The following is a 15415-nucleotide window of genomic DNA, read 5'->3' as shown; positions in this document are numbered from 1 at the left end:
TATGTCAGACGTTGGCGGCCAATCGCGCCGCGCGATCCCCCCACCACGCCGCCTCCTCGAACACGGAAAAGCCCGATAAATCCGCATGCGCGAACAGGATGGCGCCGTCGTGCTCGCGCAAGGCCTTCAAGCCCGCGTTGCTGCGAAATCCCGGCAAGGGCGCCGCCATGGCGTGACCGCGCACGGTGATGTCGACGCGCTCGACGCAGCTGGCAAAATCGCGTCCATACGCCGTCTTTAAATCGACGCTGGCCAGCGCCAGCAGTTCTTCGGGGCTGGCCGTGTCGAGCCACTTGCGCGCTTGCTGCGGCGTGCGGTCGGACAGGGCCACGTAGGCGCTGAAGACGGTCTTCTCGGGAGGACGCACGCGGATGTCCTGGTGGGTCGAGACGACATAGCCGAGGCCCGGTTCCTGGTACACCACGTTGTCCCAGCACAGGGGCGCATGCGGCAGTTCGTCGGGAAAGCGTTTAAGTAGAAAATTCGCCACCAGCCACGGCGCATACGCGGGCGTATCGCGTTTCGCATCGAAGCCATAGTCGGCGATGTTCTTCACCACGCGCGATGCCACGTACAGCGGCATGGCGCAGATGGCCTTGCGCGCCTTGACCAGGTAGGTGCGCGGCTGCCCGTCGACCAGTTCCAGGCACAGCGCTTCCACGCCGTTGGCCGTCGTCGTGAGGGAAACCACCGTGCCCGCGTGGCGCCGGACCTTGGACGCCTGTTCCATGGCCGTGGCGACCGGTTGCATGCCGCCCGGCCAGGTCAGCCAGGCGCCATTGCCCGCGTTGGCCGCCTGGCCCCAGCGGCTGCAGTAGTAATGCAGGCCGGCCCAGGCCGAGACCTGGTCGTAGCGCGTGCCGTAATCGTCACGGCAGCAGTAGTTCAGATACCAGTGCAGGGTGGGCGAGGTATAGCCTTCGCGCTCCATCCACTGCTTCAAGGTGATGGTGTCGAGCGCCTGCCAGGCCGGATCTTGCGACGACTCCACGGTAGGAAAGACGAAGACGCGCTTGCCATCGTTGCCATGCGCCTGGCGCAGGCGCCGCACCTCGGCAAAGAAGCGCTCATGCTGCGCCAGTTCCGCAGGCGGCACGCCTTCGGTGGGAATGAAGCCGTCCTGCCAGTGGCCGTTGAACAGCAATCGCTCTTCCGGCGCGTGCAGGATGTAGCGCTCGTCGTAATATGGCTTTTCCGCCTGCGGGTCGCGCTCGATGATGCCCAGGTCGAACAAAATCTCTCGCACATGGGTCGATTCGGGCGAAGGCAATGGCAGATAGTGGCCGCCGGTCGGATAGGCCAGGTCGCCGAAATGGCCGCCGGCCGCGTTGCCATACGGCTGCGGGCCATCGATCATGAGAAAGTCCCTGTGCCCCAGCTTGTTCAGCCGCCAGGCGGCCGTCAGGCCCGCGATGCCGGAGCCGAGGATGGCCACGTCGGTCGTCAAGGTGCGTGTAGGCGGCGGCAGCGCCGTGCCCTCGCGCAGCAGCTTGCGCAAATAATGCCCCTCGCTACGGCCCGGATACAGCACGGTCGGCGTGATTTCCTGCCAGCGCAGATACGCGGCGATGCTGCCGATGCCGGCGGCCGCCGCCGCGGTGCCACCCGCGGCCCACAGCATGAAGGAGCGGCGCTGCATCAGCGGATCACCCGGTTCCAGTCCTGCTCGAATTCATGCACGAGCGACTGGGTATTCAAGCGGTTCGGCGCCATGGGCAGCGGCTGCATGTCGGGCGGGAAGATGAACATCTCGCGCGTGGTGTCCGCATTCAGGTAGCGCATGGGCAGGCGGTATTGCGTCGGCGGTGCGTAGTCGAGCTGGGGCGAGGCAAGGATAAAACCCCATTCGCCGAACGAGGGCACGTAGGCGTGGTAGGGCCAGGTGCGCATGCCCACTTCGCGCAGGGTCGAATTGATGGTCCAGTAGGCGTGCGGGGCAAAGAACGGCGACGTCGATTGCACCACCATCAGTCCCTTGGCCGCCAGATGCTTTTTCACCAGGTCGTAGAACGGCACCGAGTACAGTTTGCCGAGCGCGAAGCTGGACGGATCGGGGAAATCGACGATGGCCGCGTCGAACATGTCGCCGTTGTTGCGCAGCCAGACGGCGGCATCGGCATTGACAACGGTGACGCGCTTGTCCGAGAACGAGTTGTTATTTAACTTTGCCAGTTCCGGGCGCGTGGTAAACGCGGCCGTCATGGCGGGATCGAGGTCGACCACGGTGACGTGCTCGATCTGTGGATAACGCAGGATTTCGCGTAGCGCCAGGCCATCGCCGCCGCCCAGCACCAGCACGCGGCGCGCCCACGGCATTGCTTCGAGCACGGGGTGCACCAGCGCCTCGTGGTAGCGGTATTCGTCGCGCGAGGAAAACTGCAGATTGCCGTTGATGTACAGCCGCGTATCGTCCTTCCAGCGCGTGATCACCAGGCGCTGGTAGGGCGTGGTGGTGGAATACACGATCTGGTCGCCGAACAGGCCGTGCTCGCCCCAGGCCACCATGCGGTCGGACATGGCAAAGCCGGCGACCAGCACCAGCATCACGACGCAGGCGCGCAGGAAGCGCCCCGTGAGGTTCTTCAGCTCCGCGCGGAACACGTAAATCGTCCACAGGCCCACGCCCACGTTGAGCATGCCGAACAAAAATCCCGTACGCACCAGGCCCAGGTAGGGCGACAGCACCAGCGGAAACAGCAGGGAGACGGCCAGCGCACCCAGGTAATCGAAGGTGAGCACGCGGCTGACCAGCTCGGAAAACTCCGTCTGGCGCGAGTTCAGGGCGCGCATCACCAGCGGCACTTCCATGCCGACCAGTGCGCCGATCAGGAACACCATCACATACAATAAGGTGCGAAACGGCGCGGCCATCCACGAAAACGTCATGAACAGGATGGCGGCCGACAGGCCGCCGATCAGGCCCACGGCCAGCTCGATGTCGACGAAGCGCGAGAGCACGTCGTCGTCCCGCACATACTTGGAAAAGTGAGCGCCCACCCCCATGGCAAACAGGTAGCAGCCGATGATGGTGGAAAACTGCAGGATGGAGTCGCCGAGCAGGTAGCTGGACATGGCGCCAGCGATCAGTTCATACGCGAGGCCGCAGGAGGCGACCACGAAGACGGACAAAATCAGAATCTTTTTGTTCATTGGACTTTTTTTTGTTCTAATATGCGTTGACGTTATCAAATACTCATTGCGAGGAAAGCCGTGCCCGCCATCCTAAACTATCTGATCCATCTTATACTGGCCGCCGCGCTGCTAATTGCCTTTTTTATCATCTACACGCGCGTCACGCCGTATAACGAAGTGCTGCTGATCCGCCAGGGCAACCAGGCGGCGGCCCTGTCGCTGGGCGGCGCATTGCTGGGCTTTTCCGCCACTATCGCCTCATCCCTGATGCACACGGCCGACTACCAGCAATTCTTCGCCTGGGCCTTCGGCGCCATGGTGGTGCAATTGCTCGCCTATGTGGTCACCACGCGCCTGCTGCGCATGTCGAAGGACCAGATCGAATCGAACAACAGCGCCTTCGGCGGCCTGCTGGGCGCCATTTCGCTGTCGATCGGCGCCATCAACGCCGCCTGCATTTCCTGACACCGCTTTATCTTATTCAAGGATATCCATCATGAGCCTCGGCAGCTTTATCAAGAAGCAGTTTATCGACGTACTGCAGTGGAACGAAGAGACGGAAGGCGTGCTGGCCTGGCGCTTCCCCATGCAGGATTTCGAGATCCAGAACGGCGCCATCCTGAATGTGCGCGAATCGCAGGTCGCCGTCTTCGTCAATGAAGGCAAGATCGCCGACGTCTTCGGTCCCGGCACGCACAAGCTGACGACGCAGACGTTACCGTTGCTGACCAACCTGAAAAACTGGGACAAGCTGTTCGACTCGCCCTTCAAGTCGGACGTGTATTACTTCAGCACGCGCGTGCAGACCGGCCGCAAGTGGGGCACGCCGCAGCCGATCACCATCCGCGACAAGGATTTCGACATGATCCGCGTGCGCGCCTTCGGCATGTATTCGTACCGCATCGCCGACGCCCGCACCTTCTTCACCGAGATCAGCGGCACGCGCGAAGTCTATACGCGCGACGAGGTGGAAGATCAGTTGCGCGGCATTCTGATGTCGAGCATGGCCAGCTCGCTGGGCGGCGCGAATGTCCCCTTCCTCGACATGGCGGCCAACCAGGCGCTGATGGCGCAGGAAGTCAAGGATGGCCTGGCGCAGGCGTTTGCCCGCTACGGCGTGGGCCTCGATGAATTCAACGTGGCCAGCATCAGCCTGCCCGAGGAATTGCAGGCGGCGCTCGACGAGCGCATCTCCGCCGGCATGAAGGGCGGCCTGGGTGCCGACAAGATGAGCGGCTACACCAAATTCCAGGTGGCCAACGCGATCCCGCTGGCGGCGCAGAACGAGGGCGGCATGGCCGGCATCGGCGCCGGTCTCGGCGCCGGGCTGTCGATCGGCCAGGTGATGGCGCAAAGCATGGGCGGTGCGCTGCAGCAGCCCGCCCCGGCACCCGCTCCGGCGGCGCCACCCGCACCCGCGGAAGAACCGGTCGAGGCGCGCCTGGAGAAACTCAAGGGTTTATTGGACAAGGGACTCATTTCGCCCGCCGACTACGATGGCGCCAAGGCTGAACTGCTGAAAAAACTGATCGGCTGATTAGGGCGAAATACGACTGCATGCAAACTGTTTCCTGTCCCAGCTGCGGCGCGGAAGTGCATTTCCGCTCGCATGCTTCCGTGCTCGCCGTGTGCGAGTACTGCCACAGCACCATCCTCAAGGACGCCGATGCCGTCAGGGACCTGGGCAAGATGTCGGCCGTCCTGGAAGACTATACACCGATCCAGATCGGCACGGCCGGCGTGCACGACGGCGTGCACTTCACCGTCGTCGGGCGCATCCAGCAGCGCTACAGCGCCGGCACGTGGAACGAGTGGTATCTGCTGTTCGACGACGCCAGCACGGCGTGGCTGGGCGACTCGTCCGGCCTGTACACGCTGACGCGCGAGCGCGGCACGCAGGATGCCCTGCCCGCCTTTGGCGAGCTGGCGCCGGGCAGGCGCTACACGATCTGCGGCGAGCCCTACACGGCGGCCGAGATCCGCAATGCCGAATGCATCGCCGGCCAGGGCGAGCTGCCCTTCAAGGTGGGCGCCGGCTGGCGCATCCAGGTGGCGGACTTCCGCAACTACGCCAGCTTCGTCACGCTCGACTACACGGATGGCCCGCAACCGGTCGTCTACCAGGGCGTCGCCGTCACCCTGGACAGTTTGAAGTGCCAACTGCTGCGCGACGACGAGGCCATCGCCAGGAGCGCCGGCAAGTACCGCGGCAAGCTCGATGCGCTCGACTGCCCCTCCTGCGGCAGCGGCATTCAATATGTGCCGGGTGCGGCGGCGCAGCTGGTGTGTCCCGCCTGCCACGCGCAGCTCGACGCCAGCGGCCCGGAAGCGCAGGTGCTGGCCATCGGCAAGCAGGTGCACGAGAACGCCGACATCACGCTGGAACTGGGCGCCAGTGCGAAGATCAGCAATGTGGATTTCACGGTGATCGGCATGATGCGCCGCGCCGACGACGAAGGCAGCGAGTGGAACGAATACCTGCTGTACAACGCGCGCGCCGGCTTCTTCTGGCTGGTGGAAACGGACGAGGGCTGGTCGCGCTCGAACGTGCTGCCGAACTGGCCCAACTGGGCCTCGCTGGACGCCGCCAGCTGCACGCTCGATGGCGCCACCTACCGCAAACTGTATGACTACGGCTCGCAGGTCGTGTACGCAGCGGGCGCCTTCAACTGGAAGGTGGCCGTCGGCGACAGCACGCGCGTGTTTGAATTCGAACAGGGACAGACCAAGCTGGCGGCGGAGCTCACGGGCGAGGAGATGACCTGGTCGCGCTCCGTGCCCGTCGCCTATGACCAGATGGCCGCCTGGTTCGGCGCCGCCTTCCATGGCGGCGCCAAGGCGCAGAATATCCAGCTGAGCCACCGCGGCATCGCCAAGGTCTTCATGGTCATCGTGCTGGTCTTGAACGCGATCCCCATGTTCGTCTCGTTCTCCAGCACCTTGATGTGGAGTTTGCTGGGCTGCCTGGCGCTGTTCCTGCCCGCCGTTTTCCTCGACAAGAATGCAAAGAATCCCCCATGAGTAAATACGTGATCTATGCCCTGATGGTGACGTTTTCCGTCACGGCCGCCAACTGGGTGCGCATGTTCAAGGTGGCCGGCAGCGGCAGTGGCAGCAGCTGGAGTTCGCGCACGGGCGGCGGCGGCGGCAGCTATGGCGGCGGCTCCAGCGGCGGCAGCCACAAATAAGCATGGCGTCCACACCGCATCTGCCCCTGGGCACCCATCTGCTGGCCGACCTGCCGGGCATCGCGCCGGAGCGCCTGCGCGATTGCGCCGCGCTCGAAGGCCTGCTGCGCGCGGCGGCGCTGGCCGCCGGGGCGCAGGTACTGCACGGCCATTTCCACAGCTTTGGCCCCGGCCAGGGCGTCACGGGCGTGCTGCTGCTGGCCGAGTCGCACATCTCCATCCACACCTGGCCGGAATGCGGCTTTGCCGCCGTCGACATCTTCATGTGCGGCGCGGCCCGGCCGCAGTTGGCGCTGGACATCATCCAGGCGGCGCTGCAACCGGCGCATTGCCAGCTGCAGTCCGTGCGCCGTGCCCCGCCCGGGTAGACCTGGCGTCGCTGGTGGATCGCGCGGGGATCGCTTACACTGTCGGCTGATCCCCCAACCGTGACTCCCATGCGCCGTTCCGCCCTCCTTGCCCTGCCCCTGCTGCTGCTGGTTTCCGCCTGCGATGACTACACGGCGCCCAGCCTGTATCAGGCCACCACGCCCGAGTGCAAGACGTGGACGGATGGCTCGCGTTTCGAACTGCCGCGCGGTATCAGCATCTACGCCACGCCGCCCGTCACCTTGAAGGAAGGCGGCACGGAGCTGGCGCTGATCTTTACCTTGCCCGTCGGCACGCAAGCCAGTTTTACGCGCCTGTCCTTCCTGCTGGAAGAACCGAAAAAGCCGCCTTTCGCGGAAGCCAAGATACTCACCATTTACCAGCGCGGCATGAACCAGAAGGCGGAGATCGTCGACGTCATCGAGCAGCTGCCCATCATGTTTGCCGCCGTCGGCAACAGCAAGGAAACCCAGTGGCGCCTGCGTCTGCAACTGCCGCGCCAGCTGCCGCAGCGCTTTGATCTGTCCATGCCCGACATGCTCGTCGGCGGCAAGCGCTATCCGGTGCGCACGTTTACGTACCGTTATTTCCCCGAACGCCAGGCATACGGCATGTGCAGCTGAGCCACACCGTCCATTGACGGCGGCGCGTGCCGCTGGCACACTGGCGTTTTCCATCACACAACAGGAGTAGACAACATGCGCCATTCGGATACTGCCGTGCTGTCGGCTGCCTGATCACTGTTTCCCCAGCTAAGCCTTTTTAGCCCGCCATTCCCCATACGCGTGATCGCGTAGCCGACTTCCCTTCTTTCGTGCCAGTCATTGCGACTGGCGGTGCCTGCACGCGCAGGCTACACGTCCGCACGCGGACGACAGAATCTGGAATAACGCTACCATGATCGCATTCGATTTTGCGCAACTACGCCTTATCGGGCTGCAGCAGGCCATCGCCGGCGCAGCCACCCAACTCGACTTATCTTCCCCCGCCACGCAGCTGATGCGCGTTTGCGCCGTCCACCGCGACAGCCTGCTCGTGCACGACGGCAGCCTGGAACAGCCGGCGCAGATCCTGCCGCGCCTGCTGCACGCGCTGCTGGAACACGACACCATCCTCGCGGTCGGCGACTGGGTCGCCGCCGAACCCGATGGTCACGGCACGCTGTGGATAACGGCGCACTTATCCCCGGTCACGCAGATCGCGCGGCGCGGCAATGACGGCCGGCGCCTGGTGCTGGCCAGCAATGTCGACACGGCCCTGCTGGTGATGGGACTCGATGGGGATTTCAATCCGCGCCGCCTGGAGCGTTATCTGGCCATCGTGCTGGCGGCCCAGGTCAGCCCCGTGGTGGTGCTGAGCAAGGCCGACGTGGCCGACGATGTGGCGCGCAAGCTGGCGCTGCTGAAACAGCGTCTGCCGCCCCACGTACCGTTGTTTGCCATCGATACGCGCCATGCGTATGACGTGGCCATCCTGGAACCCTGGCTGGGTGCCGGCCAGACCCTGGTGCTGCTCGGCTCATCGGGCGCGGGCAAGTCCAGCCTGACCAATACCTTGTGCGCGGCGGATCAAGCGACCAATGGCGTGCGCCATGGCGACGGCCGCGGCCGGCATACGACGACGGCCCGCTCGCTGCACCTGTGTGCGGATGGCGCCTGCATCATCGACACGCCGGGCTTGCGCAGCTGGCGCGCCGATGCCGATGCGCAGACCCTGGCCGCCACCTTTGACGACATCGCGGCGCTGGCAGCGACGTGCCAGTTCCGCGATTGCCAGCATGCCAGCGAACCCGGTTGCCAGGTCCGTGGCGCCGTCGATGCGGACCGCCTGCGCAACTATCACAAGCTGCTGCGCGACGCCCGCCGCAGCGAGGAGACGCCGCTCGAGCGCATTGCCGCGCGCGCCAAGTGGAAGACGGTCTTGAAAGCGGGGCTGGAAAGGGGGAAGGACAAGCGCCGCTAGTTTTTACTGACATCCGTTTGCTGAAAAAAAAGGCAGCCCGCAGGCTGCCTTTTGTATTACTGCATGCGCGCAAATTAATGCTTGCGCAGCTTCTGGATCGCTGCCAGCTGCGCAATCGCGCTGGCCAGCTCGGCTTGCGCTTGCGCGTAGTCGATGCCCGAATCCTTGTTGTGGATATTTTCTTCCGCCAACTTCTTCGCTTCCAGCGCTTTCGCTTCGTCGAGGTCGTGACCGCGGATCGCGGTATCGGCCAGGACGGTCACGGTATCCGGTTGCACTTCCAGCAAGCCGCCGGCAACGAAGACGAACTCTTCTTCAGCCTGGCCGACTACCTTGATGCGGACCGCGCCCGGACGGATGCGGGTAATCAAAGGCGTGTGGCGTGGGTAGATACCCAGCTCGCCCTGTTCACCCGGCAACGCGACGAATTCTGCTTCGCCTGAAAAAATCAGTTCTTCAGCGGAAACCACGTCAACGTGAATTGTGTGTGCCATGTGTGTCCTATCGGGTTGAAGAACCCCGCCGTGTAAGGGGCGGGGTTAGGCCCAGACTTAACTTAGTTAAGTTTCTTGGCTTTTTCGATTGCTTCTTCGATCGTGCCGACCATGTAGAACGCTTGTTCCGGCAGGTGATCGAGTTCGCCCGAAGCGATCATTTTGAAGCCCTTGATCGTGTCTTTGAGCGAAACGTATTTACCAGGCGCGCCGGTAAAGACTTCAGCGACGTGGAAAGGCTGCGACAGGAAACGCTGCATCTTACGTGCACGGGCAACCAGCAGTTTGTCTTCCGGTGCCAGCTCGTCCATACCCAGAATCGCGATAATGTCGCGCAATTCCTTGTAGCGTTGCAGGGTCGTTTGCACGGCACGCGCGGTGTCATAGTGCTCTTGACCAACGATCAACGGATCGAGCTGACGCGAGGTCGAATCCAGCGGGTCCACGGCTGGGTAGATACCCAGGGAAGCGATGTCACGCGACAGCGCAACGGTCGAATCCAAGTGAGCAAACGTGGTAGCAGGCGACGGATCGGTGTAATCATCGGCTGGAACGTAGACGGCCTGGATCGAGGTGATCGAACCGGTCTTGGTCGACGTGATACGCTCTTGCAGACGGCCCATTTCTTCCGCCAGGGTCGGTTGGTAACCCACAGCCGACGGCATACGGCCCAGCAGTGCCGACACTTCGGTACCGGCCAGCGTGAAGCGGTAGATGTTGTCGACGAAGAACAGAACGTCCTTGCCTTCATCACGGAACGATTCAGCGATCGTCAGGCCGGTCAGCGCGACGCGCAGACGGTTACCTGGCGGTTCATTCATCTGACCGTAGACCATCGCGACCTTGGAGTTCTCTGGATTTTCCAGATCGACCACTTTCGCGTCAGCCATCTCGTGGTAGAAGTCGTTACCTTCACGGGTACGCTCACCCACACCGGCGAACACGGACACGCCGCTGTGCGCCTTGGCGATGTTGTTAATCAGTTCCATCATGTTCACGGTCTTGCCTACGCCAGCGCCGCCGAACAGACCAACTTTACCGCCTTTTGCAAACGGGCACACCAGATCGATCACCTTGATGCCGGTTTCCAGCAGTTCTTGCGATGGCGACAGTTCGTCGTATGCAGGAGCGGTGCGGTGGATCGACGCGATCTGCTCGTGCGACACGGGGCCGCATTCGTCGATCGGGTTGCCCAGCACGTCCATGATGCGACCCAGGGTTGCTTTACCGACTGGCACCATGATAGGTTTGCCGGTATTTTGAATCATCATGCCGCGACGCAGGCCATCGGACGAGCCGAGTGCAATGGTACGGACAATGCCGTCGCCCAACTGCTGTTGTACTTCCAGGGTCAGTTCCGAGCCTGCCATCTTCAAGGCATCAAATACCTTAGGCATCGCGTTGCGGGGAAACTCAACGTCCACCACAGCGCCGATACACTGAACGATTTTGCCATCAGCCATGTTCGTTCCTTCAATATAGTTAAATTCGTTTAAACCGCAGCCGCACCGGCGACGATTTCGGAGAGTTCTTTGGTAATCGCAGCTTGGCGGGTCTTGTTGTAGATCAGCTTCAATTCGCCGATCACACTACCCGCGTTGTCGCTTGCAGCTTTCATCGCGACCATCCGTGCCGATTGCTCGGACGCCAGATTCTCCGCGACTGCCTGGTACACCAGCGCTTCTACATAGCGCTCCAGCAATTCGTCGATCACGCTTTGCGCGTCCGGCTCGTAGATGTAATCCCACGAGTGGGCACCCTTGTCGGCGACCATCTTGTCGGCCGTCAGGGGCAGCAACTGCTCCACGACTGGTTCCTGTTTCATCGTGTTGATGAATTTGGTGTAGCACAGGTACACTGCATCGATCTTGCCTGCCTGGAACTCTTCGAGCATGACCTTGACAGGTCCGATCAATTTGTCCAGGTGGGGCGTATCACCGGTTTGAATGGCGTGCGCAATGATCTTGACGCCGATGCGATTCAAAAAACCCAAACCCTTGTTACCGATGGCAACAGCTTCAACCCGGTTGCCAGCTGCTTCCAGCTCGCGCGACTTCGACGTCACCTGGCGCAGGATGTTGGTGTTCATGCCGCCGCACAGACCCTTGTCGGTCGTGACAACGATGAAACCCACTGCCTTCGCTTGCGTACCCTGGGCAGCTGCCAGGAACGGGTGCGTGTATTCCGGATTGGCGGTCGCCAGATTGGCGGCGATATTCCGAATCTTGTCACTGTAGGGACGGGCGGCGCGCATACGGTCCTGCGCTTTGCGCATTTTCGATGCGGCAACCATTTCCATCGCCTTGGTGATCTTCTTCGTATTCTCTACGCTCTTGATCTTGCCACGTATCTCTTTGCTTGATGCCATGAGTCCTTACTCCTTCTGCGCGTAGGGCGGCGCCTCACTCGAGGTGGGCGCCGCCTGGCCGCTTAATATGCGCCGGATTTCTTGAAATCAGCAATGGCCGCCGACAGAGTTGCTTCGCTGTCTTTGTCGAGTTGCTTGGTTTCTTCGATCTTGGCCAGCAGAGCAGCTTGCTTGGTCTTCATGTAAGCGTGGACACCAGCTTCGAACGACAGCACTTGCTTGACTGGCACGTCGTCCATGAAGCCTTTGTTCACCGAGAACAGCGATACGGCCATCAGCGAGATCGACAGTGGCGAGTACTGGGCTTGCTTGAGCAATTCCGTCACGCGGGCACCACGGTCCAGCTGCTTGCGGGTCGATTCATCCAGGTCCGAAGCGAACTGCGCAAACGCAGCCAGTTCACGGTACTGCGCCAAGTCGGTACGGATACCGCCGGACAGGTTTTTGATGACCTTGGTCTGGGCGGCGCCACCGACGCGCGATACGGAAATACCGGCGTTAATCGCAGGACGGATACCGGCGTTGAACAGCGAGGTTTCCAGGAAGATCTGACCATCGGTAATCGAAATCACGTTGGTTGGCACGAAGGCGGATACGTCGCCAGCTTGCGTTTCAATGATCGGCAGTGCCGTCAGGGAACCGGTCTTGCCTTTGACGGCGCCGTCGGTGAACTTCTCGACGTAGTCGGCGTTCACGCGTGCTGCGCGTTCCAGCAGGCGGCTGTGCAGGTAGAACACGTCGCCTGGGTACGCTTCGCGACCTGGTGGACGGCGCAGCAGCAGCGAGATTTGACGGTATGCAACAGCTTGTTTGGACAGATCATCGTAGACGATCAGTGCATCTTCACCGCGGTCACGGAAGTATTCGCCCATGGCGCAACCGGAGTACGGCGAGATGTATTGCATGGCGGCCGATTCCGAAGCGGAAGCGGCGACAACGATGGTGTATTCCATCGCGCCGTGCTGTTCCAGCGAGCGCACGATGTTCTTGATCGACGAGGCTTTTTGGCCAATCGCGACGTAGATACATTTCATGCCCTGGCCTTTTTGATTGATGATCGCATCAATCGCCACGGCCGACTTGCCGGTTTGACGGTCGCCGATAATCAGTTCGCGCTGGCCGCGGCCAACGGGAACCATCGCATCGATCGACTTCAGGCCGGTTTGCATCGGTTGCGAAACGGATTCACGGGCGATCACGCCCGGGGCGATTTTTTCAATCGCGGCCGTCAGTTTGGTTTCGATGGCGCCTTTGCCGTCGATCGGCTGGCCCAGCGCGTTGACTACGCGGCCGAGCAGCTCAGGACCGACTGGCACTTCCAGAATGCGGCCGGTGCATTTCACCGTGTCGCCTTCGGAGATGTGCTCGTAGGCACCCAGAATCACGGAACCGACGGAGTCGCGTTCCAGATTCATTGCCAGGCCAAACGTGTTGCCTGGGAATTCCAGCATCTCGCCTTGCATCACGTCCGACAAACCGTGGATGCGGCAGATACCGTCGGCGACGGAAATAACCGTGCCTTGATTACGCACTTCAGCGCCGCCGTCAAGACCTTGGATCCGGCTCTTGATCAACTCGCTGATTTCAGATGGGTTGAGTTGCATACTAACTCCTAAAAGTGTTTCTCTCAGCTTGCGCGAGGGGTAAGGGTCTGTCTAAGCTGGCCTGCCGAAGCGCGTGTCTTACGACACCAGTGCAGCGTGCAGTTGCTGCAGCTTGGCGCGCACCGAGGTATCGAGCACTTGGTCGCCAACAACCACGCGCACGCCGCCGAGCAGCGATGGATCCACTGTGACGGCAGGGTTGAGCTTACGACTGAATTTCTTTTCCAGCGTTGCGACCAGCTCGGCCGTTTGGCCTTCGCTCAGATCGAAAGCGCTCGTGATCTCGGCGTCAGCCGCACCTTCCACACTGTTTTTCAACGTATGGAATTGCGCGCCGATTTCCGGCAGCAGGCTGATGCGGCCATTTTCGATCAACATGGTGACGAAGTTTTTCACTTCCTCATTGAGCGGCGATTTCAACAACGACAGGATGGTGGCGGCGACGTCGCTTTCCGAGACTTTCGGATTGCGCGCGTACGCCTGTACCTCGGGGTGGCTACCGATCTGTGCCAGTTCGGACACCAGTTCGGACCACGCCGCGAGGTTGCTTGACTCCTTACCAGCTTGGGCTACGCGGAACAAAGCTTCCGCGTAGGGACGGGCGACGGTTGCGAGTTCTGCCATGATTACAGCTCGACAGCAAGACGCTGCAACATTTCGGCATGAGCCGTAGCGTTGACTTCACGCTTCAAGATCTGCTCGGCACCCTTGACAGCCAGGTCAGCCACCTGAGCGCGCAATTGTTCGCGTGCTTTCGACAGTTGCTGTTCGGCGTCCGACTGGGCTTGCGCAATGATACGCGCAGCTTCAGCTTGTGCATTTTGCTTGATCTCTTCAGCAACCAGCTGCGCGCGCTTTTCAGCGTCCGCAACGCGTTGCGACGCTTCTTCACGTGCACTGTTCAATGCCTCTTGCGCACGCTTTTCAGCGACAGCCATCGAAGCCTGACCTTGATCGGCCGCAGCCAATCCATCCGCGATTCGTTTGGCACGCTCATCCAGCGCATTGTTCAGCGCTGGAAATACGAACTTCATCGAGAACCAGACCAACACCGCGAAGGTGATCATCTGGCCGATGAGCGACATATTGATGTCCATACCTTTGCTCCTAACTAAAAGTTTCTCCTAGGGTTGGAGCGAATTACTGAGCAACAGCCGTCAGAGCGGACAGGAACGGGTTAGCGAACGTGTACAGCAGAGCAACACCAACGCCGATCATCGAGATAGCATCCAGCAGACCAGCGATAACGAACAGTTTGGTTTGCAGTTGTGGCATCAGTTCTGGTTGACGTGCCGAAGCTTCCAGGAATTTGCCACCCAAGATAGCGAAGCCCAGAGCGGTGCCGATTGCGGCCAGGCCGATGATGATTGCTGCTGCCAGAACGGTCATGCTTTGTACTTGTGCGATCAGAGCTTGCATAAAATTCTCCTAAATTTAAAAACGAAAGATACTAAAAAAACAAAATATAAAGTTAATGATTAATGTTTCTCAACCGCGAGGCTCAGATACACAACCGTCAACGCCATAAACACAAAAGCTTGCAAAGTTACAATCAAGATATGGAAAATTGCCCATGGACCACCCAACGCCCACTGTGCCCACCAAGGCAACAACGCGATCAAGATGAAAATCAGTTCGCCGGCATACATATTGCCGAACAGTCGCAGCGACAGGGAGATCAGTTTTGCAACCAGCTCAACCATTTGCAGCAAGAAATTGACAGGTGCCAGGGCGATCGTGCCGATCAGGCCGCTCGCATGGAACGGTGCCGTGAACAGTTCCTTGATCCAGCCGCCCAGGCCCTTGGCCTTGATCGAGAAGGCGATCACGCACAGCACCACCGACAGCGACATGGCGAAGGTGTGGTTGACGTCGGCGGTCGGCACGGCGCGCAGTTTATGCACGCCAAACCAGCTCAGGATCTTCGGCAACAGGTCAACCGGCAGGAAGTCCATCGCGTTCAACAACCAGACCCACACAAAAATAGTGATGGCCAGCGGCGCGATGACCTTGCTTTTCGCGTGGAAGGCCCCATTAATAGTGTCATTGACGATTTCCATGACCATTTCGACGAAGTTTTGCAACTTGCCAGGGACACCAGCCGTCGCGCGGCGCGACGCCATATAGAAAACAGCCAGGAAAACAAAGCCCAGAATGGCCGAAATCCAGAACGTATCCAGATTGATCATGCCGTCGGCACTTCTCAGGTGGGCCAGATGGTGACTGATGTATTCTGTGGCGTTGGCCGGGGCAGCATGGCCCGCTTCAATAGCGTGTTCTGTGGTCATAATGAATTTA

17 protein-coding genes are annotated in these 15415 nt (G+C 60.9%); 7 read left to right on the top strand and 10 right to left on the bottom strand.

Annotation, left to right across the window (positions count from 1 at the left end):
* Window positions 1-4 precede the first annotated feature (4 nt).
* Window positions 5-1639: an NAD(P)-binding protein gene (locus tag AC0V2Y_RS07000; RefSeq protein WP_475415773.1), complete on the bottom strand. Its 1635-nt coding sequence runs from the start codon at window positions 1637-1639 to the stop codon at window positions 5-7.
* On the bottom strand, window positions 1639-3150 hold the full coding sequence (locus AC0V2Y_RS06995; RefSeq protein ID WP_475415774.1) for a polyamine aminopropyltransferase: 1512 nt from the start codon (window positions 3148-3150) through the stop codon (window positions 1639-1641). The genes AC0V2Y_RS07000 and AC0V2Y_RS06995 overlap by 1 nt, the downstream gene beginning before the upstream one ends.
* A gap of 60 nt (window positions 3151-3210) precedes the next feature.
* Between AC0V2Y_RS06995 and AC0V2Y_RS06990 the strand changes: the two genes are divergently transcribed.
* From AC0V2Y_RS06990 to rsgA, 7 genes are all read left to right on the top strand, one after another.
* Window positions 3211-3597, top strand: a complete 387-nt coding sequence (locus AC0V2Y_RS06990) for a DUF350 domain-containing protein (protein ID WP_070288892.1) — start codon at window positions 3211-3213, stop codon at window positions 3595-3597.
* Between the two features lie 31 nt (window positions 3598-3628).
* Entirely contained in the window at window positions 3629-4669 is a 1041-nt protein-coding gene (locus tag AC0V2Y_RS06985) for an SPFH domain-containing protein (protein WP_436498156.1), read from the top strand.
* 20 nt (window positions 4670-4689) lie between these two features.
* Window positions 4690-6153, top strand: coding sequence for a DUF4178 domain-containing protein (locus AC0V2Y_RS06980; RefSeq protein ID WP_475415775.1), 1464 nt, complete (start codon window positions 4690-4692; stop codon window positions 6151-6153).
* Window positions 6150-6320 carry a hypothetical protein gene (locus tag AC0V2Y_RS06975; RefSeq protein ID WP_475415776.1) on the top strand — a complete coding sequence of 57 codons (171 nt, stop codon included), beginning with the start codon at window positions 6150-6152 and terminating at the stop codon, window positions 6318-6320. The genes AC0V2Y_RS06980 and AC0V2Y_RS06975 overlap by 4 nt, the downstream gene beginning before the upstream one ends.
* A gap of 2 nt (window positions 6321-6322) precedes the next feature.
* Complete coding sequence (speD, locus tag AC0V2Y_RS06970; RefSeq protein WP_475415777.1) at window positions 6323-6688, top strand: adenosylmethionine decarboxylase; 366 nt, start codon at window positions 6323-6325, stop codon at window positions 6686-6688.
* Window positions 6689-6757: 69 nt separating this feature from the next.
* On the top strand, window positions 6758-7312 hold the full coding sequence (locus tag AC0V2Y_RS06965; RefSeq protein ID WP_070218932.1) for a hypothetical protein: 555 nt from the start codon (window positions 6758-6760) through the stop codon (window positions 7310-7312).
* Window positions 7313-7586: 274 nt separating this feature from the next.
* Window positions 7587-8651, top strand: coding sequence for a ribosome small subunit-dependent GTPase A (gene rsgA, locus AC0V2Y_RS06960; RefSeq protein WP_475415778.1), 1065 nt, complete (start codon window positions 7587-7589; stop codon window positions 8649-8651).
* Window positions 8652-8725: 74 nt separating this feature from the next.
* On the opposite strand, the gene AC0V2Y_RS06955 is transcribed toward rsgA, so the two are convergent.
* From AC0V2Y_RS06955 to atpB, 8 genes are all read right to left on the bottom strand, one after another.
* Window positions 8726-9145, bottom strand: a complete 420-nt coding sequence (locus AC0V2Y_RS06955) for a F0F1 ATP synthase subunit epsilon (RefSeq protein ID WP_065307860.1) — start codon at window positions 9143-9145, stop codon at window positions 8726-8728.
* 62 nt (window positions 9146-9207) lie between these two features.
* Window positions 9208-10608, bottom strand: a complete 1401-nt coding sequence (gene atpD / locus AC0V2Y_RS06950) for a F0F1 ATP synthase subunit beta (protein WP_034752705.1) — start codon at window positions 10606-10608, stop codon at window positions 9208-9210.
* A gap of 29 nt (window positions 10609-10637) precedes the next feature.
* On the bottom strand, window positions 10638-11513 hold the full coding sequence (gene atpG / locus AC0V2Y_RS06945) for a F0F1 ATP synthase subunit gamma (RefSeq protein WP_034783836.1): 876 nt from the start codon (window positions 11511-11513) through the stop codon (window positions 10638-10640).
* 62 nt (window positions 11514-11575) lie between these two features.
* The gene (gene atpA, locus AC0V2Y_RS06940) at window positions 11576-13117 is read right to left on the bottom strand and encodes a F0F1 ATP synthase subunit alpha (protein ID WP_034752701.1); all 1542 of its coding nucleotides are present in this window, start codon (window positions 13115-13117) and stop codon (window positions 11576-11578) included.
* A 78-nt stretch (window positions 13118-13195) separates the two neighbouring features.
* Complete coding sequence (locus AC0V2Y_RS06935) at window positions 13196-13741, bottom strand: F0F1 ATP synthase subunit delta (RefSeq protein ID WP_076564768.1); 546 nt, start codon at window positions 13739-13741, stop codon at window positions 13196-13198.
* A 2-nt stretch (window positions 13742-13743) separates the two neighbouring features.
* Window positions 13744-14214: a F0F1 ATP synthase subunit B gene (locus AC0V2Y_RS06930; protein WP_034752697.1), complete on the bottom strand. Its 471-nt coding sequence runs from the start codon at window positions 14212-14214 to the stop codon at window positions 13744-13746.
* 43 nt (window positions 14215-14257) lie between these two features.
* Entirely contained in the window at window positions 14258-14536 is a 279-nt protein-coding gene (atpE, locus tag AC0V2Y_RS06925; protein ID WP_034752695.1) for a F0F1 ATP synthase subunit C, read from the bottom strand.
* A 59-nt stretch (window positions 14537-14595) separates the two neighbouring features.
* A complete protein-coding gene (atpB, locus tag AC0V2Y_RS06920) occupies window positions 14596-15405 on the bottom strand; it encodes a F0F1 ATP synthase subunit A (RefSeq protein ID WP_046681851.1) in 810 nt (269 codons plus the stop codon).
* Between the last annotated feature and the right edge of the window lie 10 nt (window positions 15406-15415).

It is taken from the genome of Janthinobacterium sp. BHSEK, from assembly GCF_056174685.1.
Note: the sequence above shows the minus strand (reverse complement) of the source record. Positions and strands in the feature narration are given on the sequence as shown.

Coding starts and splice junctions, on each gene's coding strand:
- AC0V2Y_RS06955 (WP_065307860.1), bottom strand. CDS start 9,145: ATGGCACACACAATTCACGTTGACGTGGTTTCCGCTGAAGAACTGATT.
- AC0V2Y_RS07000 (WP_475415773.1), bottom strand. CDS start 1,639: ATGCAGCGCCGCTCCTTCATGCTGTGGGCCGCGGGTGGCACCGCGGCG.
- AC0V2Y_RS06930 (WP_034752697.1), bottom strand. CDS start 14,214: ATGGACATCAATATGTCGCTCATCGGCCAGATGATCACCTTCGCGGTG.
- AC0V2Y_RS06975 (WP_475415776.1), top strand. CDS start 6,150: ATGAGTAAATACGTGATCTATGCCCTGATGGTGACGTTTTCCGTCACG.
- speD (WP_475415777.1), top strand. CDS start 6,323: ATGGCGTCCACACCGCATCTGCCCCTGGGCACCCATCTGCTGGCCGAC.
- AC0V2Y_RS06980 (WP_475415775.1), top strand. CDS start 4,690: ATGCAAACTGTTTCCTGTCCCAGCTGCGGCGCGGAAGTGCATTTCCGC.
- atpA (WP_034752701.1), bottom strand. CDS start 13,117: ATGCAACTCAACCCATCTGAAATCAGCGAGTTGATCAAGAGCCGGATC.
- atpE (WP_034752695.1), bottom strand. CDS start 14,536: ATGCAAGCTCTGATCGCACAAGTACAAAGCATGACCGTTCTGGCAGCA.
- atpG (WP_034783836.1), bottom strand. CDS start 11,513: ATGGCATCAAGCAAAGAGATACGTGGCAAGATCAAGAGCGTAGAGAAT.
- AC0V2Y_RS06935 (WP_076564768.1), bottom strand. CDS start 13,741: ATGGCAGAACTCGCAACCGTCGCCCGTCCCTACGCGGAAGCTTTGTTC.
- atpB (WP_046681851.1), bottom strand. CDS start 15,405: ATGACCACAGAACACGCTATTGAAGCGGGCCATGCTGCCCCGGCCAAC.
- AC0V2Y_RS06985 (WP_436498156.1), top strand. CDS start 3,629: ATGAGCCTCGGCAGCTTTATCAAGAAGCAGTTTATCGACGTACTGCAG.
- AC0V2Y_RS06965 (WP_070218932.1), top strand. CDS start 6,758: ATGCGCCGTTCCGCCCTCCTTGCCCTGCCCCTGCTGCTGCTGGTTTCC.
- AC0V2Y_RS06995 (WP_475415774.1), bottom strand. CDS start 3,150: ATGAACAAAAAGATTCTGATTTTGTCCGTCTTCGTGGTCGCCTCCTGC.
- atpD (WP_034752705.1), bottom strand. CDS start 10,608: ATGGCTGATGGCAAAATCGTTCAGTGTATCGGCGCTGTGGTGGACGTT.
- rsgA (WP_475415778.1), top strand. CDS start 7,587: ATGATCGCATTCGATTTTGCGCAACTACGCCTTATCGGGCTGCAGCAG.